The organism is Xanthomonas sp. NCPPB 3218, assembly GCF_056725185.1.
Genome location: NZ_CM161516.1, coordinates 1,505,633 through 1,530,465, shown reverse-complemented (window position 1 = coordinate 1,530,465; position 24,833 = coordinate 1,505,633). Strand labels below are relative to the sequence as shown.

Here is a 24,833-nt window from a genome sequence, read left to right as displayed (position 1 = left end):
CTGTCTTCGACGTCGATCAGACACGCAAGCGGGGGGCGATCGGCGACTGGGGTGATCCGCAGGTTGCAGCGCGGCGAGCCATCGACACACGCTGTCACAGGCAACAAACAACAACGGCGAGCCAAGGCTCGCCGTTGTTTTTACCAGCTTGCAACGTGCCTCAGAAACGCAGACCCACACTGGTGAAGAAGTAACGACCTGCCTGGTCGTAACCGGCGAGCGAGTTGCCGTTGAAGGTCAGGCTGCCGCCCACCAGCGGCGGCTCCTTGTCGGCGATGTTGTTGATGCCCAAGGTCCAGGTGACGTAATCGCCCAACTGCATCGATCCGGACAGGTCGAAGTAGTTGTATGCCGACACCTTGTTGTCCTGGTTCACCAGGCGTACGTCGGTTGTGCCACGGGTGCCGTCGGTGTTCTGGTAATCCAGCTCCCCGATATAGCGCCAGCGCAGCCCGACGGTGTAGCGATCGAAGCTGTAGCGCGTGCTCAGCACATGCCGCCATTCGGCACTGTTGCAGGCCACGTTGACCACGCCCGCGCAGTCGTAGGTCACTTCCTGCACACCCGGAACCGGCTCGTACTCCTGCTTGATGGCGTAGCTGCCCATCATCGAGGCGGTCAGGCGCCCGGGGCCGACGCTCCAGGCATACGATGCGGTCAGATCCACGCCCTGGAAATGCAGCGAACCAAAATTATCCTGAGAATTGAGGATCAGACCGGACACGTCCGGGTCGCTACCGCGGAACAGATCGCCCGTGGTGGCATTGCGGCGCACGCGGCTGCAGATATCCGCATTACCGGTCACGCCGCATGCGGTAAGGATGTTGGACGAGCCGATGCTGCGGATCGCGTCGTCGATCTTGATGTCGTAGTAATCCACGCTCAGATCGAGCCCCTTGATCGGGCTGGCGGCAAAACCGACGGTCCAGGTGTTGGCCGTTTCCGGCTGCAATGTCGTATTGCCGCCGCCGATTTCGTTGTACTGGCCGGCCGGGTTGGCTGCAACGCGGCCGTATTGCGCCGCCGTCACACCGGTGTTGGCGCACTGGGCCTGGGTGAAGACCGGATTGGCACCGGCGCACGGGTCGCTACCGCTCCATAGCCCGATCGTATTTTCGTTATACAGCTCGGTCACGTTCGGAGCGCGGATCGCACGGTTCCAGCCGGCGCGCAGGTGGTATTTGCCATCGACGAATGTTGCACCCAGACCGGCCTTGTAGGTACTCACGCCACCGGAGGTGTCGTAGTCCGAATAGCGATAGCCAAGCTGCATGTCGAGGTGATCCAGGCTACCGGCCTGCGCCACCAGCGGCACCGCGCCTTCGAGGAACAGTTCCTTGACGCCGATGTCGCCGGACACATTGGAGGTCGGGCCACCCAGGCCGGTGAAGTTGCCGGTCTGCATGTTGCTGTCGGCCACCCGCTTGAAGGTTTCGGTACGCGTCTCGACACCGCCGACCAGACTGATCGGGTTATCGCCGGCCCACGGCAGGCTGTAGCCGAAATTGCCGGTCACATAGGCGTTGAACACGCGCATCGAGGTTTCGTAGTTGACGATACCCACGCCCTGCAACGCCTCTGCCTCTGCTGCGGTGACACTGTCGGTCCACACGCTGTAGGGCACGCAGCCATCGAACGAACCAGGCTGGCAGCCCAGCAGTGCATCGCGGACACGCGTGGTCACGAAGTCGTTCCTGTTTTCCGACTTGGTGGTGCTGCGGTTGTAGGTGAACGAGGCGTCGTACGACCAGTTGTCGTTGATGTCTCCCTGGGCGCCGGTGGTGATGCTGAAACTGTTGGTATCCGAGTCGGTGATGCGCGGGCCACCTTCGACGTTGCGCTTGGCCACGTAGACGGTGAACTCGTCGTCGGTGATGCCCACATCGTTGCACAGGCTGCCGATCACCGAGGTGGCGCAGTTGACGTTGAGGTCGGTGAAAAACGCACCCGACGGCGCGATCTGGGTCGAACTCTTGCGGTTGACGAACAAGGTTTCGAGATAGGGCTTGAAGTGCTCGTTGACCTCGTACTTGATGTTGGTGCCGGCCGTGTAGCGCGTGTCCGGACGCTGGTAGTAATTCAACGGCGCGAAGTTGTAGAGGTTCGGGGATGCGACTTGCGACCAGGTGCCGCCGGCTGAAGGCTGCACGTAGAACGCGCCAGCCGACGGAGCGACGACATAGAAGTTGGCCGGATCTGCGGTGGCAGAGCCGCCGCAGGCGGTGCCGCGGTTGCTCAATGCGCATGCGGAGTAATCGCGCTGGCCCTGCAGCAGTGGATCGTTTTCGCGCCAGGTGGCCCATGCGGTGGCATGCCCCGCCTCGCCGAAGCTGCCGCCGATGGCCAGGTCTACATTGCGGGAGATGCCGTCGAAACCGGAGTTTCCAGTCGGATAATCGTAACCGGCGTCGTCCATCAGGCCGCGCATCAAGGTGTTGCCGTTGTCGTGCTGGTAGGCGTTGTAGCCCATGTCGACACTGACACCTTCGAACTCGTCGTCGAGCACGAAATTGACCACGCCGGCGACGGCATCGGAGCCGTACACCGCCGAGGCGCCGCCGGTCAGGATGTCCACGCGGCGCACCAGCGCTGCCGGAATGATGCTGATGTCCGGACTCTCGCCGATGCCTTTGGGAATGCGCCTGCCGTTGACCAGGGTCAAGGTGCGCTGCGCGCCCAATCCACGCAGATCGACGGTCGCATATCCCTGCGAGCCATTGTTGGCGAAGTTGTCGAAGCTCGCCGAGAGCTGCGGGTACTGGTTGATCAGATCTTCGACCTTGGTCGAGCCGGTGTACTGGAATTCCTCCTTGTTGATCTCTGCCACCGGACTGGAGGCAGTCATCGTCTGGCTCTTGATGCGCGTACCGGTGACACTGATCGCGTCCAGGCTCTTGAGTTCCGTCGAGGGCTGCTCCTGCGCCATCACGGTTCCCGACAGGGCAAATGCGGCAGCGCCAACCGTGAGCGATACCCGGATGGCGTCGCGCAGCTTGGTGGTCTTCAATCTCATCTCTCTCTCCGAGAAGTTCGAACGGGTGAGCGCGACGCACTGCATCGGCATCTGAGGCAATGCCGGCACGTGCTGCGACGTTGTTGGCAAGCGCATCAAACTGCGCTTCCACACTGGCGAACGGCCGGACGAAAGAGCGCCCGAAAAAACGTTGCCAACCCGATGTTAAGACCACGTTGAGGAGAATTAAAGCGCCATTCAGAAATGCTCCGAATCGGTGCGACGAATCCCCAAAACAGTGCGGAAGTCAGGCAAAAGTGGCCCTTTGCCGCCGGTGTCTGATGTAGGGCTCGATGCCGCCACGTGTGTTCGCTCGTCGCTCGCGAGCCGGCGGCGCGCTCACTCGAAGGACTGGACCGGTTGATCGGCCAGCGCCAATCGCTACACCACTTCGGTGCCGGGCACGATCACGCCAGCTGCCTGAAGTCGCCTCACCAAGGGCAGCAGTCCGTCCAGATGCCGGCGAGAGCTATGCACCGAGCGTTGGTGGACATCGCCGCGCACCTGCGCCGCGCTCGCGGTCACGAACGGCACATGCTCCAGTTCGGCGATGGTGTCGCTGCGCGCCAGCCCGCACCAGCTCAGCACCCGCGTGATCTGCTGGTCGGTGTCGCGCACCAACTCTTCGTAGTGCACGTTGAGAATGGCGCCGGGCAGCACCGCATGCCAGTGCCGCATGGTCTGCTGGTAGGCCAGGTAGTAATCCGCGAGCTCATCGAGCGCGTATGAGAACGGATAGGCGTTGTAGAACAAGGTCTTGTACATCGCATAACAGGTGTCCAGCGGATCGCGCACCAGATGGATGATGCGTGCGCGTGGCAGCGCGGCGGCAATCATGCCGCAATACAGGTAATTGACCGGCATCTTGTCGATGAACACCGGATGGTCGTGCACCAGCTCACGGGCACCGCGCAGATACTCCTGCCCAAGCGCCGCGAAATGGATCTGCAGCGATGCCTGGGCCGCGGTCAGTTCGGGATTGGTCGACAGTACGCCGGAGGTCGCACTGCCGAGCAGCGCACCGAAATCCATCAGCTCCCCGGCCGAGCGTGCACCGCCGCGCTGGATCAGCAGGCGCTCCAGCAAAGTGGTGCCGGAGCGTGGCAAACCGACGATGAAGATCGCCCCCTCGCCCGCATGACCGGGCTGCAGTGCGCGCAAGGCAGCCGGGTCGTACGCCTCGCGCACCTGGGCGATATGCGCACACTCGGCAGCAACGTCGTATTGCAAAGTCTTGCGCTTGCAGGCCGCTGCTGCGGTCAATGTCTCGAACGACTCCGCATGCTGGCCCAGGTCCTCCAGCTCCTTGCTCAAAGCGTACAGACCGGCCGCTCGTGCGGATGGTTCCGACAGCGTGGTCAAGCGGTGACGCAGATCGTCCAGATGGTTGTGCTGCCCGGTCTGACGCCGGAGCGTGGCGCGCAGGTACAAGGCATCGCCCGTGCCGGGCGCCAGTTGCAATAGCCGCTCCAGGGTGCGCTCAGCCGCATCGAATTCACCGCCAAAGAACTGCATGGTGGCGAGGTCGTACAGCAAGCCGGGCTGTTCTCCCAGCAATGTCATCGCATGCCGGTACGCATCACGGGCGGCCGCCACCTCGTGGCAGCCGCTGTACAGCGCCCCGATCCGCCACCATGCAGCGCCGTCGGCGGCCGCCAACGCCTGCGCCTGGCCGGCGACAAGCCGGGCCTCGCGTCGGCGACGCAGCTGCAGCAGCAAGCTGCCGTACTTGATCAACAGCGGGAGCGGTGACGTTGCAACCGCGGCTGCCTGTGCGATGCGGTCGGCTGCGGCCTGCGGATCGCCGTTGGCCAACCGGGCTTCGCTGGCAAGCTCCAGCAGATGCGCATTGCCAGGCTGCTCTGCGCAGGCGCGGTCGGCGAAAACAGCTGCCTCGGCATAACGTCCCTGACGCAGCAGTTGATACCCGTTGTGCAACAGTGCGCGCAGCTGTCTCTCAGTCATTCGTTCTCTTCTGTTTGTTGCGATGCCGTCGTTGGTCTGGCTAGTCGATACGGCGGGCGCGTAGCGCCACACCGGCAGCGGTGACCAGCATGTAGCTTCCCATTGCGGCCTTGCGGATCACCACGACCTCGCCCTCGACCAGCGGCCCGCGGCTGGTCGCTTCTGTCAGCGCCCAGCGCTGGCGACTGTCCAGCGACACGATACGCGTGCCGTCTGGCTGATACGCCACTGCAAGCACCTTCGCGGTGAGTTGCGCAGGCGCTGACTGCTGCGCGCCTGTCGCTGCCGAGGCCTGTTGGCTGCTGCGGCCGAATGCCCTGACTGCCCTGTCCGCCTCCGCCGCCCGCACCGCCTGCGTTGGCGGGAAGCTGGCGTCATAGCAAGCCAGCCGCGGCAAGGGATCGAGTACTGCGGCGCAGCGATGCGTCGGCACGTCCTGCGCCGATGCCGCCCAGGCCCAACTCAACACCGTCAGCCCCCACACCACTCGCTTGTGCATGCGCGCATCTTCACTCGTCGATTGCAGCAGAGCATACAAGGCAAGCGGCGAACGCAGGAAAGACCGCTCATCACCGTCCGGCCGCGGGGCGATTGAACGCACCGCTGGCGCCGCCTAAGCTGCAGCTCTCCCACCCGCTGCAAGAATGCCTGGAAAACGCCTTGGACCCGTCCTTGCAGCACGCCGCACGCTTACTGCAACAAGGCCATCTGGCGCAGGCGATCGCCGCCTATCGCCGCATCCTGCAGGCGCAGCCCCGCTGCGCCGATGCCTGGTACAACCTGGGATATCTGCTGCGCCAGACCGGCGAGGCATCCGCCGCACTGGACGCTTATGCGCAGGCATTGCAGCACGGTGCCGCGCTGCCGGAGCAAATCCATCTCAATCGCGCCGCGTTGCTGAGCGACCATCTACATCAGGAGGCGGCAGCGCTGAAGGAACTTGATCTGGCACTGCAGTGCCGGCCGGACTACGCCCCGGCCTTGCTCAATCTGGGCAACCTGCAGGAAGAGCTGGGCGCACGCGACCAGGCGGTCGCCGCCTATCGCCGACTGCTCGCCAGTCCTCCTGTCGATGCCCAGACACGGGCGCTGCAGCTGCAAGCCACCGCACGCCTGCTGCACCTGGATCCTCCCACGCATGCGCAGGACACACGCCTGCTTGCACTTGCGCAGGCAGGCTCGGTCGCGGGGCAGGATCCTGCGTTGACGGCCACGCTGCTGCATGCACTGGCCCATGCTTACGACCGCCTCGGCCTGCACAGCCAGGCATTCGCTGCGGCCAGTGCCGCCAACCGGCATGGCCATGCACATGCGCGGCGCTACGACCCGATCCGCACACAGCAGCAGTTCGACAGCATCGCTGCGGTATTTGCCGATGCAAGCGACGCGCCCCAGCCACCGCCCATGGATGCTGTCGGCGACGCGGTGCCGGCACTGTTTATCTGCGGCATGTTCCGCTCCGGCTCCACCTTGATCGAACAGGCCTTGTCGCGCCACTCCTGCATCGTCGCCGGGGGCGAACTGGATGCGCTGCCGCGACTGGTTGCACAGTCGCTGTCGCCATTCCCGCAAGCCGCGCAGCATCTGTCCTCGCACACGCTGGCGCAGCTGGCCGCGGCCTATCGTCAACGCGTGGCTGCGGCCATTCCCCGGCATGCGCAACTGCGTTACATCACCGACAAGCGCCCCGACAACTTTCTACTGATCGGGCTGATCAAGCAGCTGTTTCCGGCGGCCAGGATCGTGCACACACGTCGTCACCCGCTGGACAACGGGCTGTCGATCTTCATGCAGCAGCTCAATCCACAACGCTTTGACTATGCGGGCCGGCTGGAGGACATCGGGCATTTCTATGCCGCCTACCAGCGACTGATGGCACATTGGCTGTCGCTGTATCCGGACAGCATCCACACGTTCGACTACGACGCCTTTGTCGCCGCGCCGGAAACCAGCCTGCGCGCACTGCTGGACTTTTTGCAGTTGCCCTGGGAACCGGATTGCCTGGATTTCCACAAGGCGCCTGGAGCCGTCAGGACAGCCAGCTACTGGCAGGTGCGCCAACCCCTGCATGGCGATGCGTCCGGACGCTGGAAACCCTACGCGACCCAGCTCGCGCCGCTGCGCGACACACTTGCCCGGTTTGGCATCACGCCTGCGGACTGAACCGGCCGACTACCGGCACCACCTCACCCCGCACGGTGGTGGGCAATCGCCGTCTCCATGGCATTGACCATCTGCCGCTCCTCCTGGCTCAGCAGCGGGTTCCAGACATCGAAGATCAGCACCGCACGCAGCTGCGCGCTCGCGTTGCGCGCCTCATGCTCGATCGAGTCGTCGAACACCAGCACCTTGCCGACCTCCCACTGCCGCCAGTCGTAACCGACCCGGAAGCTGCAGCCCTCCGGCACGATCAACGGAAGATGCGCCACCAGACGTGCGTTGGTCTCGCCGTGGTGCGGCGGAATGACCGTCTGCGGCGCAAGCACCGAAAATATCGCGTTGGGGCACACGCCGTCGATCTGCGCCGCATCGACCAATGCCAACGCAGCGGCGGTTGCCGGGCACTGCCGCAGATGTTCATCCACCGGCTGTCCATGTGCCCACAGCGGATAGGAACTCCATGCTGGCGAATGGTTGAGGTCCTTCCACTGATTGACCGGCTGGTCCGGCGCGTAGGCGATGTACGGCGCAAAGCCGCCCTTGTCCTCGTGCATGACGGCGCGCAGTTCCTGCGCGATCGCCGCCGTGTGACGCTGTACTGCAGCGATCCAGGGAAACGCGTCCGGCGGGTGAAACGGCAGGGCTGGCAGTCGCGGGATGTACAAGCGGTTGGATTGGGAATGGAACGGGCGACTGCGCCCGCATGCGATCGCGGCCGCTTCCGCCCAGCGTCCTGCGAGCGCGGCGTTCACGGCGATGCCAGGAGCGTCCAGGACGGCGCGCAATTGCGCTTCCAGCTCAAGCGTGTCCTGCTCCACCGCCTGCGTGGCAAGGGCCAGCTTGCGACGCAACACCGCAGGCCATTGCGGCTCCGGCGGCGCGACCTTCAGCGCATCGCGATAGACACCGGCGGCGGCGCGCGGACGGCCGCGCGCCTGCAGGAATGCGGCCTTTGCCAGCAGCCCGGGCAGAAAGTACGCATCCAGCGCCAACGCCGCGCTGATGGCCTGCCATTCGCCATCCACATCGCCTTGCGCCTGCTTCACCACCGCAATGGTCAGCACGATCATCGGATCGCCCGGGCTGCTTGCGCGTGCGCCTGCCAGGTACTCCAGCGCCGCCGTTGCATCGCCGCGCTGGTAGGCGTGCACGCCCAGGCTGTACAAGGCCTGCGGGTGCGTCGGCGCCAACTGGCGCACCTGTGTCCACAATTGCTCGGCCTGTTGCCATTGCCCGGCCGATGCTGCCGCGCCCGCCTCGGCGATCAGCGCGGCGATGCGTTCGTTGCGTTGTTCGATCTGTACCGCCATCGCGCCGCCGGCCTCGCAGTCTTCCCCGGCTCGATCATACGGCCTGGGAGGCAGCCAGGAAGCAGGACGGCTCTTTCCTCGATCGGACAGGCTGGCCTGACTGGGTCCTGCTCCAGGCAACGCCATGCCGCCGCCAGTCGGGGAACAAGCCCACTGGCGGCGTGGTCCGCGTCAGTGCGCGTGGCCGCCGTGCGAGTGCGCGTGACCACGGTGATCGTCATGCGCGGCGCCTTGCGCGGCCGGGGCCGCGCCACACGGCTCGGTGCCGCAGTCGCCACTCTCCACCTGCAAGGTGACGTGGGTGATTTCGAAACGCGCGTGCAGCAGCTCGGCGAGGGCGTCGCGCAGGCGGTCGCGGTCGGTGGTTTCGCTGACCACCACGTGTGCGGTGAGTGCGGGCGTGCTGGAGGCCAGTGCCCAGACATGCAGGTCGTGCACGTCTTCGACGCCGGGGTAGCTGGTCAGCGCCTGCTGCACCTGCGGCAGATCGATGCCTTTGGGGACGCCTTCCAGCAGCACGTTGATCGCTTCGCGCAGCAACACCCAGGTGCGCGGCAACACCCACAGGCCGATCAGCACGGCCAGCACCGGGTCGATCCATTGCCAGCCGGTCCAGCGGATCAGCAACGCGCCGATGATCACCGCCACCGAGCCAAGCATGTCGCTCCAGACCTCCAGATAGGCCCCCTTGACGTTGAGGCTCTCGCCGCTGCCGGCGTGCAGCAGCTTCATGGCGATCAGATTGATCACCAGGCCGAAGCCGGCGATCAGCAGCATGCCGCTGGAGGAAATATCCTGCGGTGCGCGGAAGCGCTGCGCGGCCTCCCAGAGAATGTAGGCGCCGACTGCGAACAACAGCGCGCCGTTTGCCAGCGCGCCGAGCGCTTCCAGCCGCACATAGCCATAGGTGCGGCGCGCATCGGCAGGACGACGGCTCAGGCGCACGGCAAGCAGGGCGATCATCAGGCCGACGGTGTCGGTGGCCATATGTGCGGCGTCGGACAGCAGCGCCAGGCTGTTGGTGATGAACGCACCGATGACTTCCGCCAGCAGGAACGTGGCGGTCAGTCCCAGCGCCCACCACAACGGTGTCTCGTGGCGGATGTCGCTGGGTGCGTGGTTGTGGTCGTGTCCCATGGATGCGGTGGCCTCGTGCAATGCGCGCACCTTAGGCGCACGCGATGGCGGAGACTATTACACCCGGGCGCGATGACATCACATCACGCGAGCGCGGCGCTGCACCTTTGCCCAGGGCGGGTAGCGACTTGGAGCGGCCAACAGAACCTCTCGAACGCCGCAGCGATAGCGACAACGCGTCGGCCACCCGCGCTGTCGTTAGCGGGTGGAGTGATGTCGTATTGGCAGTGACGTTGCTCGATAGAAAGAAGCCGATCAGACCGCACCTCGTCGGACGGCTGCGCTGCATGTGCTGCATGCACCGCCTGCCCCTGCTTGCAACCGTGCGTACCGACCATCGTGACTGGTCCTTGCTCGCCCACCGTCGCGGGACCTTACGCGGCATGGATGCCGCGTAAGCGCCTACAAGGACGTACTTGCGGCGTGTCCCGCGATGGTGGGCGGGCAAGGGCCCTGCAGCAAAACCACAGCGTCGAGTGCGCGGTGCCCTCACCGCGTCAGACAGTTTGCTGGCTGTGTTATTGAAAAAAAGCTGCACACCGATCAACTCGACTGGTCCTTGCCCGCCCACCGTCGCGGGACCTTACGCGGCATGGATGCCGCGTAAGCGCCTACAGGGACGTACTTGCGGCGTGTCCCGCGAGGGTGGGCGGGCAAGGGCCCTGCAGCAAAACCACAGCGTCGAGTGCGCGGTGCCCTCACCGCGTCAGACAGTTTGCTGGCTGTGTTATTGAAAAAAACATGCACACCGATCAACTCGACTGGTCCTTGCCCGCCCACCGTCGCGGGACCTTACGCGGCATGGATGCCGCGTAAGAGCCTACATGGACGTACTTGCGGCGTGTCCTGCGAGGGTGGGCGGGCAAGGGCCCTGCAGCCAAGCCGCAGATCATTCGCTCTACCGCCGATGCCCCCAGTTCGATCAACTCTCCAGACGGATGCGAAGTGCCACTCCGACTACGCCTCCCTGTCAGCCGCTCTCAAACCTTGGCCACCAGCTTGATCACGCTGGAGAAATCCAGCGCACCGTTACCGGCCTGGCTGTTCATCGCGTACAGATTGCGCGCAAGCTCGCCGAGCGGAATCGACACGCCCGCCTGCACTGCGGATTCGGCGACCAGCCCCAGGTCCTTGAGCATCAGATCGTTGCCGAAGCCGCCGCTGTAACCGCGCGATGCCGGCGCGCTGGGCAACACGCCCGGCCACGGATTGCACACTTCGGTGGCCCAGCTGCGCCCGGTGCTGACCGCCATCATCTGCGACAGCACCGCCGGGTCCAGCCCCTGCGCAACGCCGAGCGCCAGCGCCTCGCCGGTGGCGGCCATGATCACGCCCAGCGCCATGTTGTTGCACAGTTTGGCGACCTGGCCGGCGCCGTTGTCGCCAACGTGGAAGATGTTCTTGCCCATTGCCTGCAACACCGGCCGCGCGCGCTCCAATACCTGCGCGGCGCCGCCGACGATAAACGTCAGGCTGCCTGCCGCCGCACCCGCCGTGCCGCCGGAGACCGGCGCATCCAGCACCGCCAGGCCACGCGCCTGCGCCTCGGCGGCGAGCTTGCGTGCGCTGGCGGGTGCGATGGTGCTGCAATCGATCACCAGGGCGCCTTCGGGAATCTGCGCCAGAATCCCGGCCTCGCCCAGGTACAGCGCTTCCACATGGCGGCTGGCCGGCAACATCGAGATCACGATCTCGGCGTCGGCCAGGGTGTCGTGTGCGGAGCTGGCGGCATGGGCGCCGGCAGCGACTGCCGCGTCCAGCGCAGCGGGCACCAGATCGAACACCCGCAGCTGGTGCCCGGCGTTGCTCAGGTTGGCGGCCATCGGCCCGCCCATATTGCCCAGGCCGATAAAAGCGATCTTGCTCATGGTGTGGTTTTCCAGGGTTGGGCGGCCATCACCAACTGGCGCGGCCGTTGAATGGTGTGCCCGGCCGCAGCGCAGCGCGGCAAACGGGCGCAGTGGCGTCCCTCGGTCCTGCACTGCGGATGCTGCTCAGCGCCCGCATCCGCCGACCGTTTGCACTCCCGTGTCAGCGACTCAACCTGCACCAAGATCGGCAAGCGGATGCCGTGCAGGCGGCCAGGGCGATTGCAGGAATGCCGCCGCCCATTGCGCATCGGCCTGTTCGAGCGCGGCAGGCTGCCACTGCGGCGTGCGGTCCTTGTCGATCAACAGCGCGCGAATGCCTTCGGCGAAATCTCCATGCGCGGCGGCATGCAGCGCCACTACGTACTCGGTGCGAAAGGTGTCGGCCAGCGTGCCGGTGCCCGGGTGACGTTGCAGCTCCCAGGCCAGGCGCGCCGAGCCGGGGGCGCCGGCGGCCAGCGTTGCACGCGCGGCCTGCAGCCAGGCATCTTCGCTTTGCAGTGCCAGGATTGCGGCGACTGCCTCCTGCAGCGTCTGGCCTGCCACCAATTGCACGATCAGCGCCGCATGCACCTGCAGCGGGCCCGGCTCCAGCGGTTGCGCAATCCCGTGCAGGAATGCGCCGAGCTGGGCGCGATCCTCATCCGCATCGCCTGTCCAGGCATGCGCGTCCAGGGCATCCAGCACTGCCGCATATTGCGCATGCTCCAGGCGCACATCCGCAAGCCCGGCATAAATGGCATCGCTGGCGTCCAGCGGCGCGCCGGTCAGTGCCAGGAACAATCCGGCGCCGTGCGGCACGCGGCGCAACAACCAGCTGCCACCCACGTCGGGAAACAGGCCGACACTGATCTCCGGCATCGCCAGCCGCGAGCGCTCGGTGACCACGCGATGGCTGGCGCCGGACATCAGGCCGATGCCGCCGCCCATGACGATGCCGTGGCCCCAGCACAGCAGCGGCTTCGGGTAGGTGTGGATGCGATGGTCGAGCCGATATTCCTCTTCGAAGAACGCAGCGGCGTGCGCGTTGCCCTGCGGTTGCGCGCGACGTTGCTGCGCATCCGGCACCGCCTCGCGATGCGCGCGCATGCTCTGGTACAGACCATGCAGATCGCCACCCGCGCAGAACGCCTTCTCGCCTGCGCCATGCAGCACCACGCAGGCAATCTGGGTATCGTCGGCCCAGATGCGCAACTGTGCATCCAGCAGGCGCGTCATCTGCAGGGACAGGCCGTTGAGCGTCCTGGGCGCATTCAAGGTGGCGATACCGATGCGATGCCCGTCGGCGCAATCGCGTTGTTCGAACAGCACCGGGGCTTCTTCGGGAAGGCTCACATCCAGCATCAGCCATTGCTCCACTGCGGTGCGCGCTTCTCGAGAAAGGCCGCCACTCCCTCGGCCTGATCCGCCTGCTCGAACAGGTCGACGAAGGCTTCGCGCTCTGCCACCAGCGCGGCGGCATGCGTGCCGTGGCGGGTGGACTGCACCAGGCGCTTGCACGCTGCAACGCTGGCCGGACTCTGCTTGCCGGCGCGCTGTGCCCAGGCAATGGCCAGGGCGCGCGACTCGCCCGTGCCCACCACCTCTTCCACCAGGCCGATGCGGTGCGCGGTGGCGGCATCCAGACGCTCGCCGAGCAGGATCATGCGCTTGGCCCAGCCCTCGCCGACCAGGCGCGGCAGGTTCTGGGTGCCGCCGGCGCACGGCAACAAGCCGACGCTGGCTTCCGGCAAGGCCAGCTGCGCGTGCTGCTCGGCAATGCGCAGGTCGCAGGCCAGCGCGCACTCCAGGCCACCGCCCATCGCATAGCCGTTGATGGCGGCGATCGACACGCCGCGAAACGCGCTCAAGGCTTCGAAAGCTTCGCCGAAGCGGCGCGCGGCCTCCCGTGCAGCAGCCTTGTCGCCATCGGCAAACTGCTTGAGATCGGCGCCGGCACTGAAGAACTTCTCGCCGTCGCCAGTGATCACCAGCGCGTAGATGCTGCGGTCCGCATCCAGCGCGCGGACCAGATCGCGCAAGGCTGCAAGACTGTGCACGGTCCAGGTGTTGGCCGGCGGATTGCGCAAGGTGACGATGGCGACATGGCCGTCGCGTTCGACATGTAAACCGGTATGCGTGCGTGTTGCCCAATCGCTCATCGCAATTCCTCCTCGCCGTTGAGCAGGTGGCGCGCAATGATCATGCGCATCACCTCGTTGGTGCCTTCCAGGATGCGGTGCACGCGGCTGTCGCGCAGCAGCCGCTCGATCGGATACTCGCGGATATAGCCGTAGCCGCCGTGGATCTGCAAGGCATCGTCGCAGATCGCAAAGCCGGCGTCGGTGGCGAAGCGCTTGGCCATCGCGCACCACACGGTGGCATCGTGGCTGCCGGCATCGAGCTTGCGCGCAGCGGTGTGCACCATCTGCCGCGCGGCCACCAGTTGCGTGGCCATGTCGGCCAGTTTGAATTGCAGCGCCTGGAAATCGGCGAGCTTCTTGCCGAACTGCCGGCGCTCGCCCATGTAGCGGCGGGCGGCATCCAGCGCGCCTTGCGCCGCTCCCAACGAGCAGGCGGCGATATTGATGCGGCCGCCATCCAGTGCCTTCATCGCCATCTTGAAACCTTCGCCTTCCTTGCCCAGCAGATTGCCGGCCGGAATGCGCACGTTCTCGAAGCTCACCCCGCGCGTGGGCTGGCTGTTCCAGCCCATTTTCTCTTCCTTGCGGCCGTAGCTGATGCCGGGCGCATCGGCGGGCACCACGAAGGCGCTGATGCCGCGCGCGCCGTCGTCGCCGGTGCGGGCCATCACCACCAGCACATCGGTGGCGCCCGCGCCGGAAATGAAGGCCTTGCTGCCGTTGAGCAGATAGCTGTCGCCGTCGCGCTGTGCACGCGTCTTGAGCGAGGCCGCGTCCGAGCCGGCACCCGGCTCGGTGAGGCAATACGAACCCAGCTTGGCGCCGCTGGTCATCGCCTCGCCCCACTGCGCGCGCACCGCGTCGTTGCCGTAGCTGGCGATCAACCAGGTGGCCATGTTGTGGATGCTGATGAACGCCGAGGTGGATGGATCGACCGTGGCGAGTTCCTCGAACACCACCGCGGCATCGAGCCGGCGCATGCCCAGGCCGCCCACGCCCTCATCGGTGTACAGCCCGCAGAACCCCAGCTCGGCCGCCTTGGCGATCGCCTCGCGCGGGAAGTGGCTTTCCGCATCCCAGTGCGCGGCGTGCGGTGCGAGTTCCTTGTCGGCAAAGTCGCGCGCGGCAGCGCGGAAGGCTTCCTGCTCGTCATTCAAATCGGCTGTATTGGCGTGTAGCTGGATGGCTGCATTCATGGCGATCGTGTCACTTGAGGGAGATGGTGGTGTTGACGCCGTGGCCCAGCGTTTCGTCGTCGAACCAGCGCGCGGTCACGGTCTTGGTCTGGGTGTAGAACATCACCACCTGCTTGCCGTACGGGCCCAGGTCGCCGAGCTTGGAGGCACGCGACCCGGTGAACGAGAACAGCGGCACCGGCACCGGGATCGGCACGTTGATGCCGACCTGGCCCACGTCGATGTCTTCCTGAAAACGCCGCGCCGCCGCACCGGACTGGGTGAACAAGGCGGTGCCATTGCCATTGGGGTTGGCATTGACCAGGGCGATGGCCTCGTCCAGCGTGGCCGCCTCCAGGATCACCAGCACCGGGCCGAAGATTTCCTCGTCGTAGATGCGCATGCCCGGCCTCACGCCGGAGAAGATCGTCGGGCCGACGAAGTTGCCCTGCTCGAAGCCCGGCACACTGGGCGCGCGCCCATCCAGTTCCAGTGTGGCGCCCTGCTCGACGCCGGAGGCGATCAAGCCTTCCACACGCTCGCGCGCCGCGCAGGAGATCAGCGGCCCGACCTCGGTGCCCGGCGCATTGCCCGCGCCCAGGGTCAGGCCCCTGGCCTTGGCCACCAGCGCCGGAATCCATTGCCGCGCCTCGCCCACCAGCACCAGCGTGGACGCGGCCATGCAGCGTTGGCCAGCCGCACCGAAGGCGGCGCCGACCATCGCATTGAGCGTCTGTTCCTGATTGGCGTCCGGCAGCACCACGGCATGGTTCTTCGCGCCCATCATGCATTGCACGCGCTTACCTGCCAGCGAGGCGCGTCGATAGACGTGCGTGCCGACCCGGGTCGACCCGACAAACGACAGCGCCTTGATATCCGGGTGGTCGCACAACGCGTTGACCACGTCTTCGCCGCCGTGCACGACATTGAGCACGCCCTTGGGAATGCCCGCCTCCAGCGCCAATTCCACCAGCCGCATGGTCACCATCGGGTCCTGCTCGGAGGGCTTGAGCACGAAGGTGTTGCCGGTGGCGATGGCCATCGGAAACATCCACAACGGAATCATTGCCGGGAAGTTGAACGGGGTGATGCCCGCGCACACGCCCAGCGGTTGCAGCAGGCTATAGGTGTCCACGCCGTTGGCGACGTTGTTGGCCAACTCGCCCAACTGCAGGTTGCCGATCGCCGCGGCGTGTTCCACCACTTCCAGCCCGCGGAACACATCGCCTTCGGCATCGGCCAGGGTCTTGCCCTGCTCGGCGCTGAGCAGCGCGGCCAGCTCGGGCATGTGTTCGCGGATCAGCTGCTGGTACTTGAGGAAGATGCGCGCACGCGTGCCGATCGGGGTCTTGCGCCAGCTCACGAAGGCCTGGCTGGCCGCCGCCACCGCCGCGGCCACTTCGCCAGTGGTGGCGAACGGCACCTGTGCCAGCACCGACTGATCGGCCGGGTTGACCACGTCCTGCCAGTGGGTGCTGGCGGAGGTGACGAACTGGCCGTCGATCAACAGGGAAACGCGCGGGACGGAATCACTCATTGCAGGGTCGCTCGCATAAGGTCGCTACGGATGCTTCGCATTGTTCGCACCGGGACCTGGCATTCCCAGCCCGAGACTGCTTAATCGCGCTAAGCTGCCGCCACTATTTTGCGAATATTGCGAATGCCGCAGTCGTCCCTCCCGCTCCGCCACCAGCTCGGCCTGCGCCTGCAGCGGCTGCGCCAGCGCCACGGCCTGACCCAGGCGGAGCTGGCGCGCCGGCTCGGGCTGTCGCCGAGCTACCTCAACCAGATCGAGCGCAACCAGCGCCCCCTGACCCTGGCAATCCAGCAGCGGCTCAAGGCCACCCTGGGCGATCTGGACGGCCTGCTCGACCTGGACGACCCGGCCGCGCTGGTCGAGCCACTGGACGAATCGCTGCGCAGCCTGGGCCACAGCCTCTCGGCCGCCGAGCTGCGCGTGCTCACCGGCAACCTGCCGCAGGTGGCCCAGGCCCTGCTAGACCTGCACCGCGCCCACCAGCACCTGCTCGAGCGCACCGCCGCACTGGAAATACAGATCGGCGCCGACCACGCCGCACTGCCCTCGCTGTCGCCGGGCGAGCAGGTGCGCGATTACTTCAATCGCGCGCACAACTATCTGCCGGAACTGGATGAGCGCGCCGAGGCGCTGTATGCCGAACTCGGCCTGACCTCGGACAACCTGCCGCTGCGGCTGCGCCAACGCCTGGCCGATCGCCACGGCCTGCTGGTGCAGGACGCGCCCGATCTGCACAGCGACAAGCGCAGTGTGGATACGCAGGCGCGCGTGCTGTGGCTGCCCGCGCATCTGCGCCCTGGCCAGCAGGCCTTCCAGATGGCCGCGCAACTGGCCTTGCTGGAATGCGCGCCCTTGCTCGACGCACGCATCGCCGACGCCGGCTTCGAAGATGCCGAGCGTATCGCGTTGTCACGGATCGGGCTGTCGAACTATTTCGCCGGCGCGCTGGTGATGCCGTATGGCCAATTCCTGCGCAGCGCCCAACGCTCGCGCTACGACATCGAATGGCTGGCCGATCGCTTCGGCGTCGGCTTCGAGGCGGTCTGCCACCGGCTCAGCACCTTGCAGCGGCGCGGTGCGGCCGGGCTGCCGATCTTCTTCATGCGGGTCGATCGTGCCGGCAACGTGTCCAAGCGCCACTCGGCCACAGATTTCCACTTCTCGCATGTCGGCGGCGCCTGCCCGCTGTGGATCGTCTACGAGGCCTTCAACCAGCCCGACCGCATCCTGACCCAGATCGCGCGCATGCCCGATGGCCGGCGCTACTTCTGGCTGGCGCGCCAGGTCAGCAGCGGCGCGCCCGGCTACGGCCGCCCGCGCAAGACCTTCGCGTTGGCGATGGGCTGCGACCTGCGCCATGCCGATCAACTGGTGTATGCGCGCGGCTGGGATCTGGACGCGGTGGACGATGCGGTGCCGATCGGCCCCGGCTGCCTGACCTGCGAACGCAACGACTGCATGCAGCGCGCCTTTCCGGCATTGCCCCGGTTATCTGCCCACCCGCGCTAGTGCAGAACCCTGGTCCGTCGCGCCGACCAGGCAACCTTGGTCCGCGGTACAGGCCACGCACACCGCAACTGTGACCGGGCAGACGCTACCGCTGCACTGCAGCATTCCAACGCGAGATAGCTCCCGCAAAATGCTTCATTGGAATGGAATGACTTGCGCTTCTACCCTGAAGCGGACACATGCAGGACAGGGGGACGTCAAGGCGATCGACCATCGTCGCAGCGTCACGCAAGCGATCAATCAGCTCCACACCGCAGCAACCGCCATGCCCGCGTTGGACACGCCAACGCGCAGCCGCGCCACAGCGCCGCACCAGCGGCCACTATTTCATTCGGTAACTTTGTCCTGGGAGGGATCAAATGATGCCCGTTCACCACACCGGCCACCCGGCCAGCCGGCGCATGCGCCTGCGCCGCACCCCCGTGCGCGACGTTCTCTGCACCACCATCGCCTGCGTGCTGGCCACCGCGTTCAGTGCGCACGCACAGGACAGCGCGCCTGCCGCGCCGCCGGCCACTGATGCCACCACCACGGCTGCGCCGCCGGTCACGCTCGACAACATCACCGTGATCGGCCAGCGCGCCAGCCTGAATCAGGCGGTGCAGGCCAAGCAGATGTCCGATCACGTTATGGAAGTGATCTCCGCCGACAACATGGGCCAGATGCCCAATGTCACCGTCGCCGAAGCGCTGGTGCGCCTGCCCGGCGTCAACGGCACCCGCGACCGCGGCAACGAGAGCCTGGCGACCGTGCGTGGCCTTGGCCCGCGCATGACCATGGGCACCGTCAACGGGCGCGAAATCGCCTCCTCCGAGCCCAATCGCGCCGTGCGCTGGGAAGTGTTTCCCACCGAGATCGTCTCCACCGTCAAGGTCTACAAGACCCAGTCGGCGGACCTGGTCGCCGGCGGCCTTGCCGCGACGGTGGACATCTCCACCATCAGCCCGCTGGACTACACCGGCCCGGGCTTTGTCGGCACCGCCGGCCCGGTGTTCTACGACCACGCCAAGGACGTGGACGGCTATTCCCCGTGGGGCAGCCGCTTCGGTGCCAGCTGGGTGCACCAGATTAACGACAACCTCGCGGTTGCGCTGGGTGCCACCTACCAGAAACAGAAGAACTCCAACTCCTCGATCGGCAGCTGGGGCTATACCGATGCCACCACCTCGCGCGATGTGGACGGCGACGGCCGCGTGGACCCGACCCCGTGGGGCGCGGCCGACCAGCTCAAGCTGACCGAGCAGACCCGCACCGGTGCGATGGGCACCGTGCAATGGCGCTCGGGCAACTTCGAGTTGAAGTTCGACGGCCTGTATTCGCGTATCGAGATCGACGAGGACCAGTTGCAGAACTGGTTCAACGGCCTGGCCTACAGCACCTTCTCGACCGGCGCCAATCCGTACACCACGCCGGGCTCGTCCTACACCATCGTCGATGGCGACGTGGTGGCGGGCACGCTGGCCAACTCGAACCTGCAGGTCGACCATGTGGTCAGCCACTACAACGAGGTCAAGACGCTCACCGCCGGCGGCCTCAACGCCAAGTGGAGCGGCGATGTGTGGACGCTGGGCAGTGACCTGTCGTTCTCGCAGGCCAAGCGCGACAACACCTGGCAGGCGGTGCGCTTCGGCAGCAACCCGGACACCGTCTCGTTCGATTTCCGCCGCAGCGTCACCCCCACCATCAGCACCAGCTCGGACACGCCCGAGTGGGGCATTGCCGGCCAGACCGAGCCGCAGGGGCTGCGCGACAAGATCGCCGCGCTGGCGCTCAACGCCAGCCGCCCGGTCGATGCCGCGGCGTTCACCTCGCTGGAATTCGGCGCACGCGCCGCGCGCCGCGAGAAGCAGAACCGCCGCTTCATCAGCAACCAGTCCGGTTACGACCAACCGATCTCGGCGTACCAGCGCCTGATCTATCCGGTCACCATGCCGGACTTGAACGTGCCCACGCTGACCGGCGGCAACATGGATGCCATCGCCCAGATCGGCTTCGGCGGTTTCGACCCGGCCACGCTCGACGAGCAGTTGCTCGACCACTGGAACGTCAAGGAAGACGTGCGCGAAGCCTTCGCCAAGGCGGTGTTCAGCTCGCAGCTGTTCGGCACCGATGTCACCGGCAATATCGGCGTGCGCCTGGTCAACACCAAGACCACCAGCGACGGCTTCGATTCGGTCGGCACCACCGTGCAGGCCAGCAGCGACAGCAAGGAATATACCGACGTGTTGCCCAGTGCCACCGTCAACTTCCTGATCGACGATCAACGCATCCTGCGCTTTGCGGTGGCCAAGGTCATCGCACGTCCGCCACTGGACGAGTTGCGCACCGGCCGGCGCCTGGACGACCCCAACGTCACCGTCGGCCAACTCACCGGCAGCGGCGGCAACCCGCAGTTGGATCCATTCAAGGCCACCCAGGTCGACCTGTCCTACGAGTGGTACTTCCACAAGGAAGCGCTGGCGGCGATTGCGGTGTATCGCAAGGAAGTGGATTCCAGCATCGGCTACCGCACCGACCGCGAAGTGATCAACGGCCTGGATTACCTGGTCAGCGCGCCGTTCAATGGCGGCGGCGGGCATATCAACGGTGTGGAACTCACCTTCCAGACGCCGTTCTACTTCATCCCGCACATGGAAAACTTCGGCGTCTACTCCAACTTCTCGCTGGTCGATTCCAACCTCAAGGAATTCTCGCCGGAAGACAACCCGCTGCCGCTGAGCGGGCTGGCACGCAAGACCGGCACCTTCGACCTGTGGTACAGCAACGGCAGCTTCGAGGCGCGCGTGGGTTACAAGTACCACAGCCCCTACACCGTGGTGTACGGCTGGAATGCGGCGCGGCTGGCACGGCTGCAGAGCGAAGGCACGGTGGATCTGAGCCTGAACTGGCAGTACAGCAAGCAGCTCGGTTTCCGCTTCCAGGCCGGCAACCTCACCAACGAACCGCTGCGCGCCTACACCGACAACAAGCCCAACCGTCTGGCCAACCAGGACGACGGCGGCTATCAGGTGTTCGGCCGTCGCTACGCGCTGGAAGCGACCTACAAGTTCTAAAGCACCGCTGACACCGCTGTTGCACGCCTGCTCCACCACTGCGCGCGGTGTGCGCAATCGCCTACGTCACTGACGTTGTGATTGCGCGCACCGCCCGCACGACGGCACCGCCGCATGCGGCAGGCTGTCACCCGCTCCGCGTTTCATCTGTCGAGGAATTGCATGCGCTCCACACGCCGCCTCTGGACGCCCGCGCTGCTCGCGCTGGCCATCTCCACCTTCGCACACGCCGCCCCGGCCCCCGCCACGCTGTATCTGGGCGCGGACCTGTCCTACGTCAACGAGATGGAGGAATGCGGTGTGCAATACCGCGAGAACGGCGTGGTCAAGGACCCGTTCGAACTGTTCCATGCGCACGGCGCCAATCTGGTGCGCGTGCGGTTGTGGAACGATGCCCGCTGGACCCGCTACAGCGACCTGTCCGACGTCAAGAAGACCATCGCACGCGCACGCGCGCAAGGCATGCAGGTGCTGCTGGACCTGCACTATTCCGACGACTGGGCCGACGGCGAAAAACAGCTGATTCCCAAGGCCTGGGCCAGCATCACCGATACCGATGAACTGGCACGCACGCTGTACGGCTTCACCTATGACACGCTCAGCGCGCTCGACCGTGCCGGCCTGATGCCGGAGCTGGTGCAGGTGGGCAACGAAAGCAATTCCGATCTGATGGACAGCAAGCCGTGGGACAAAAAGCGCCCCATCGACTGGCAGCGCAACGCCAAGCTGTTCAACGCCGGCATCAAGGCGGTACGCGACATCGGCGCACGCTCGGCGATCAAGCCGCGGGTGATGCTGCATATCGCCCAGCCAGAGAATGTGGAACCGTGGTTTGCCGCCGCGACCAAGGCCGGCGTCACCGACTACGATCTGATCGGCATCAGCTACTACCGCAAGTGGTCGACCCAGTCGATGGCCGAGCTGGGCAAGACCATCAAGCGCCTGCGCGGCCGCTTTGATGCCGACGTGGTGGTGGTGGAAACCGCCTATCCGTGGACGCTGGACTCCGGCGACACCTCGCACAATCTGCTCGGCCAAGACTCGCTGATTCCCGGCTACCCGGCCACGCCGCAGGGCCAGTTCCGCTACATGGTCGACCTCACCCAGCTGGTGATCGACACCGGCGGCGCCGGCGTCGTGTACTGGGAGCCGGCATGGACCAGCAGCAGCTGCAAGACACGCTGGGGCACCGGCTCGTCGTGGGAAAACGCCAGCTTCTTCGACTTCAAGCACGCCAATGAAGTGCTGCCGGCGATCGACTTCATGCGCCACCCGTATACCGGCGTACCTGCAACGACAAGCAAGCCTGCTGCGGGCACACAAGGCAACGCTGCGGATACCGACAAGAGGACCCAGCCATGACCGGCATCAATCGCCGCGAACTGCTGCGCGGCATGCTCGCCAGCGGCGTAAGCGCCGCACTTCCGGTCGGTACGGCCGGTGCGTTGCTGCCCAGCATTGCCGCTGCAGCACCAGCTGCAGGTAATACCGCCACGCCGCCTGCCGCGTTTGGCGATGCAGCCCTGGCACCGCGCGAACGGCTGCTGTTCGACTTCGGCTGGCGCTTCCATCTGGGCCATGCCAGCGACCCATCGCGCGACTTCGAGTTCGGCACCTTCCAGCGCAGCTTCGCCAAGGCCGGCAAGGACACCGCAACCGCCGCGCAACTCGCCTTCGACGACAGTGGCTGGGAACTGCTGGATCTGCCGCACGACTGGGCCGTCACCCTGCCCTTCCAACAGGAACCGATCTCGGCCACCATCACCGAGGAAGATCCGGCCGCCGCACACGGCTACAAGCCGCTGGGCACGAGCTTTCCGGAGACCAGCGTCGGCTGGTATCGCCGCGTGCTGCAAATTCCCGCAGACGATCTGGGCAAGCGCATCAGCCTGGTGTTCGACGGCGTGTTCCGCGACTGCATCGTGTTCTGCAATGGCCACATCGTCGGGCGCAATGCCAGCGGCTATTGCGGCTTCGAGGTCGACCTCAGCGAGGTGCTCGACTACGGCAAGCCCAACCTGATCGCGGTGCGCGTGGACGCCACGCTGGGCGAAGGCTGGTTCTACGAAGGCGCCGGCATCTATCGCCATCTGTGGTTGCACAAGACCGACCCGCTGCATCTGCCGCAGGACGGCGTGTTCGTGCGCAGCACGCTGCAAGGCACCACCGCCACCGCGCAGCTCTCCACCGAGGTGCGCAACGACGGCAGCACCCCGCGCCAGTGCACGGTGCAGGCGCGCGTGACCGCGCCGGATGGACGCGTCGTCGCACAGGCAGCCAGTACCGCGGTCACCGTTGCACCCGGCCAGGTGCACCTCGTCGAACAGACCCTGCCGCTCGGCGAAGCGGCGCTATGGTCGATCGACACCCCGCAGCTCTACCGCCTGACCACCAGCGTGCACAGCGACGGCAAGGCGGTCGATGCGCTGGTCACGCCGTTCGGCGTGCGCACGGCCGTCTTCGATCCACAACGCGGCTTCCTGTTGAACGGCACGCCGCTCAAGCTGCACGGCACCAACAACCACCAGGACCATGCCGGCGTCGGCACCGCCATCCCCGACAGCCTGCACGAATGGCGCCTGCGCCAGCTCAAATCGATGGGCTGCAACGCGTACCGCAGCTCGCACAATCCGGCCACACCCGAACTGCTCGCGCTGTGCGACCGGCTCGGCATGTTCGTGATCGAGGAAACCCGCCGCATGTCCACCGACCCCGAAGCCATGGGTGAACTGGAGACGATGGTGCGGCGCGGACGCAATCATCCCAGCGTGATCCTGTGGTCGCTCGGCAACGAAGAACCGCAGCAGGTCACCGAGCGCGGCGCGCGCATCGTCAGCCGCATGCAGCAACGCGTACGCCAGCTCGATCCCACCCGCCCCACAACCTTCGCCATGGACAAGGGCTTTGGCGATGGCGTTGGCCAGGTCGTGGATGTGGTCGGTTTCAACTACCGCACCAGCCAGATGGATGGCTTCCACGCGCAATATCCGCACATTCCGATCTACGGTAGCGAAACCGGCAGCACGGTGTCGGTGCGCGGCAACTACCGGCGCGACGACGCGCGCGGCTACACCCGCGCCTACGACACCGATCACCCGTGGTGGGCCAGCACCGCCGAAGCCTGGTGGAGCTATGTCGCGCAGCGCCCGTATATCGCTGGCGGCTTTATCTGGACCGGCTTCGATTACCGCGGCGAACCCACGCCCTATAACCGCTGGCCGAATGTCGCCTCGCAGTTCGGCGTGCTCGACAGCTGCGGGTTTCCCAAGGACAACTACTGGTATTACCGCGCGCAATGGACCAGTGAACCGGTGCTGCATCTGTTCCCGCACTGGAACTGGGACGGCCTACTGCAGCCCGATGACAAGGGCCGCGTCCAGGTCTGGTGCCACAGCAATCTCGAAGCGGTGGAACTGCTGGTCAACGGCGTCAGCCAGGGCCTGCAGCAGGTGCCGGCCTACGGCCATGTCGAATGGCGCGTGGCCTACGCACCGGGCATGATCGAGGCACGCGGCTATCGCGGCGGCAACCTGGTGCTCAGCGAACGCCGCGAGACGGCCGGCAAGCCGGCAGCGATCCGCCTGAGCTGCGACCGCAATGCAGTGCGCGCCGATGCCGAAGACGTGGCGGTGGTCAAGGTGGAGATCGTCGATGCGCAGGGCCGCCTGGTGCCGACCGCCGACAACCTGGTGCAGTTCGCGCTGCGCGGCCCTGCGCGGTTGATCGGCGTGGGCAACGGCGACCCCGCCAGCCATGAGGACGACAAGGCGCCGCAACGCAAGGCCTTCAATGGACTGTGTGCGGCCCTGCTGCAGAGCACGCGCAGCGCCGGCAGCATCGTCTTGCAGGCCACCGCACCCGGCCTTGCCGCTGCCACCCTGCGCCTGGATGCCGACAAGGCCAAACCGCGCGCATCGGTGGCCTGACGCAGGCCGTAGCAGCGGCTGCAGTGATCACCAACGACCAGATTGGCACCACCTGAG

15 protein-coding genes are annotated in these 24,833 nt (G+C 65.9%); 5 read left to right on the top strand and 10 right to left on the bottom strand.

Features of this window, described 5'->3' with window-relative positions:
- Positions 1-160: 160 nt before the first annotated feature.
- From AC1PLS_RS06600 to AC1PLS_RS06590, 3 genes are all read right to left on the bottom strand, one after another.
- Positions 161-3,013: a TonB-dependent receptor gene (locus AC1PLS_RS06600; protein WP_184431782.1), complete on the bottom strand. Its 2,853-nt coding sequence runs from the start codon at positions 3,011-3,013 to the stop codon at positions 161-163.
- Between the two features lie 381 nt (positions 3,014-3,394).
- The gene (locus tag AC1PLS_RS06595) at positions 3,395-4,978 is read right to left on the bottom strand and encodes a tetratricopeptide repeat-containing sulfotransferase family protein (RefSeq protein ID WP_184379860.1); all 1,584 of its coding nucleotides are present in this window, start codon (positions 4,976-4,978) and stop codon (positions 3,395-3,397) included.
- 40 nt (positions 4,979-5,018) lie between these two features.
- Positions 5,019-5,477: a hypothetical protein gene (locus AC1PLS_RS06590; protein WP_167709872.1), complete on the bottom strand. Its 459-nt coding sequence runs from the start codon at positions 5,475-5,477 to the stop codon at positions 5,019-5,021.
- Between the two features lie 161 nt (positions 5,478-5,638).
- Between AC1PLS_RS06590 and AC1PLS_RS06585 the strand changes: the two genes are divergently transcribed.
- Positions 5,639-7,141 (top strand): tetratricopeptide repeat-containing sulfotransferase family protein, encoded by a 1,503-nt coding sequence (locus AC1PLS_RS06585; protein WP_184379856.1) that lies wholly within the window; start codon positions 5,639-5,641, stop codon positions 7,139-7,141.
- A 23-nt stretch (positions 7,142-7,164) separates the two neighbouring features.
- Here the strand turns inward: AC1PLS_RS06585 and AC1PLS_RS06580 are convergent, their stop codons facing one another.
- From AC1PLS_RS06580 to AC1PLS_RS06550, 7 genes are all read right to left on the bottom strand, one after another.
- Positions 7,165-8,448 carry an aspartyl/asparaginyl beta-hydroxylase domain-containing protein gene (locus AC1PLS_RS06580; protein ID WP_481104291.1) on the bottom strand — a complete coding sequence of 428 codons (1,284 nt, stop codon included), beginning with the start codon at positions 8,446-8,448 and terminating at the stop codon, positions 7,165-7,167.
- Between the two features lie 171 nt (positions 8,449-8,619).
- The gene (locus AC1PLS_RS06575; RefSeq protein ID WP_046342095.1) at positions 8,620-9,585 is read right to left on the bottom strand and encodes a cation diffusion facilitator family transporter; all 966 of its coding nucleotides are present in this window, start codon (positions 9,583-9,585) and stop codon (positions 8,620-8,622) included.
- Between the two features lie 980 nt (positions 9,586-10,565).
- Positions 10,566-11,468: a 3-hydroxyisobutyrate dehydrogenase gene (mmsB, locus tag AC1PLS_RS06570; RefSeq protein WP_184380481.1), complete on the bottom strand. Its 903-nt coding sequence runs from the start codon at positions 11,466-11,468 to the stop codon at positions 10,566-10,568.
- Positions 11,469-11,624: 156 nt separating this feature from the next.
- Positions 11,625-12,812, bottom strand: a complete 1,188-nt coding sequence (locus tag AC1PLS_RS06565) for an enoyl-CoA hydratase/isomerase family protein (RefSeq protein ID WP_184379852.1) — start codon at positions 12,810-12,812, stop codon at positions 11,625-11,627.
- Positions 12,797-13,594: an enoyl-CoA hydratase gene (locus tag AC1PLS_RS06560; protein ID WP_016903185.1), complete on the bottom strand. Its 798-nt coding sequence runs from the start codon at positions 13,592-13,594 to the stop codon at positions 12,797-12,799. The genes AC1PLS_RS06565 and AC1PLS_RS06560 overlap by 16 nt, the downstream gene beginning before the upstream one ends.
- Positions 13,591-14,772, bottom strand: a complete 1,182-nt coding sequence (locus AC1PLS_RS06555) for an acyl-CoA dehydrogenase family protein (RefSeq protein ID WP_039520097.1) — start codon at positions 14,770-14,772, stop codon at positions 13,591-13,593. The genes AC1PLS_RS06560 and AC1PLS_RS06555 overlap by 4 nt, the downstream gene beginning before the upstream one ends.
- 10 nt (positions 14,773-14,782) lie before the next feature.
- Positions 14,783-16,288, bottom strand: a complete 1,506-nt coding sequence (locus AC1PLS_RS06550) for a CoA-acylating methylmalonate-semialdehyde dehydrogenase (protein ID WP_065031849.1) — start codon at positions 16,286-16,288, stop codon at positions 14,783-14,785.
- Between the two features lie 123 nt (positions 16,289-16,411).
- Between AC1PLS_RS06550 and AC1PLS_RS06545 the strand changes: the two genes are divergently transcribed.
- The 4 genes from AC1PLS_RS06545 to galA all read left to right on the top strand — a co-directional run bounded on the left by AC1PLS_RS06545 (position 16,412) and on the right by galA (position 24,776).
- Entirely contained in the window at positions 16,412-17,797 is a 1,386-nt protein-coding gene (locus AC1PLS_RS06545) for a short-chain fatty acyl-CoA regulator family protein (RefSeq protein ID WP_046342092.1), read from the top strand.
- Between the two features lie 362 nt (positions 17,798-18,159).
- The gene (locus AC1PLS_RS06540; protein WP_184431785.1) at positions 18,160-20,850 is read left to right on the top strand and encodes a TonB-dependent receptor; all 2,691 of its coding nucleotides are present in this window, start codon (positions 18,160-18,162) and stop codon (positions 20,848-20,850) included.
- Positions 20,851-21,012: 162 nt separating this feature from the next.
- Positions 21,013-22,212: a glycoside hydrolase family 53 protein gene (locus tag AC1PLS_RS06535; RefSeq protein WP_054590935.1), complete on the top strand. Its 1,200-nt coding sequence runs from the start codon at positions 21,013-21,015 to the stop codon at positions 22,210-22,212.
- Positions 22,209-24,776, top strand: a complete 2,568-nt coding sequence (galA, locus tag AC1PLS_RS06530; protein WP_481104290.1) for a beta-galactosidase GalA — start codon at positions 22,209-22,211, stop codon at positions 24,774-24,776. The genes AC1PLS_RS06535 and galA overlap by 4 nt, the downstream gene beginning before the upstream one ends.
- The last annotated feature ends 57 nt before the right edge of the window (positions 24,777-24,833 follow it).

Bases quoted from the DNA above. Each gene is read 5' to 3' on its own strand.
- AC1PLS_RS06600 (WP_184431782.1), bottom strand. From the start codon at position 3,013: ATGAGATTGAAGACCACCAAGCTGCGCGACGCCATCCGGGTATCGCTC.
- AC1PLS_RS06595 (WP_184379860.1), bottom strand. From the start codon at position 4,978: ATGACTGAGAGACAGCTGCGCGCACTGTTGCACAACGGGTATCAACTG.
- AC1PLS_RS06590 (WP_167709872.1), bottom strand. From the start codon at position 5,477: ATGCACAAGCGAGTGGTGTGGGGGCTGACGGTGTTGAGTTGGGCCTGG.
- AC1PLS_RS06580 (WP_481104291.1), bottom strand. From the start codon at position 8,448: ATGGCGGTACAGATCGAACAACGCAACGAACGCATCGCCGCGCTGATC.
- AC1PLS_RS06575 (WP_046342095.1), bottom strand. From the start codon at position 9,585: ATGGGACACGACCACAACCACGCACCCAGCGACATCCGCCACGAGACA.
- AC1PLS_RS06560 (WP_016903185.1), bottom strand. From the start codon at position 13,594: ATGAGCGATTGGGCAACACGCACGCATACCGGTTTACATGTCGAACGC.
- AC1PLS_RS06555 (WP_039520097.1), bottom strand. From the start codon at position 14,772: ATGAATGCAGCCATCCAGCTACACGCCAATACAGCCGATTTGAATGAC.
- AC1PLS_RS06550 (WP_065031849.1), bottom strand. From the start codon at position 16,288: ATGAGTGATTCCGTCCCGCGCGTTTCCCTGTTGATCGACGGCCAGTTC.
- AC1PLS_RS06545 (WP_046342092.1), top strand. From the start codon at position 16,412: ATGCCGCAGTCGTCCCTCCCGCTCCGCCACCAGCTCGGCCTGCGCCTG.
- AC1PLS_RS06540 (WP_184431785.1), top strand. From the start codon at position 18,160: ATGCCCGTTCACCACACCGGCCACCCGGCCAGCCGGCGCATGCGCCTG.
- AC1PLS_RS06535 (WP_054590935.1), top strand. From the start codon at position 21,013: ATGCGCTCCACACGCCGCCTCTGGACGCCCGCGCTGCTCGCGCTGGCC.
- galA (WP_481104290.1), top strand. From the start codon at position 22,209: ATGACCGGCATCAATCGCCGCGAACTGCTGCGCGGCATGCTCGCCAGC.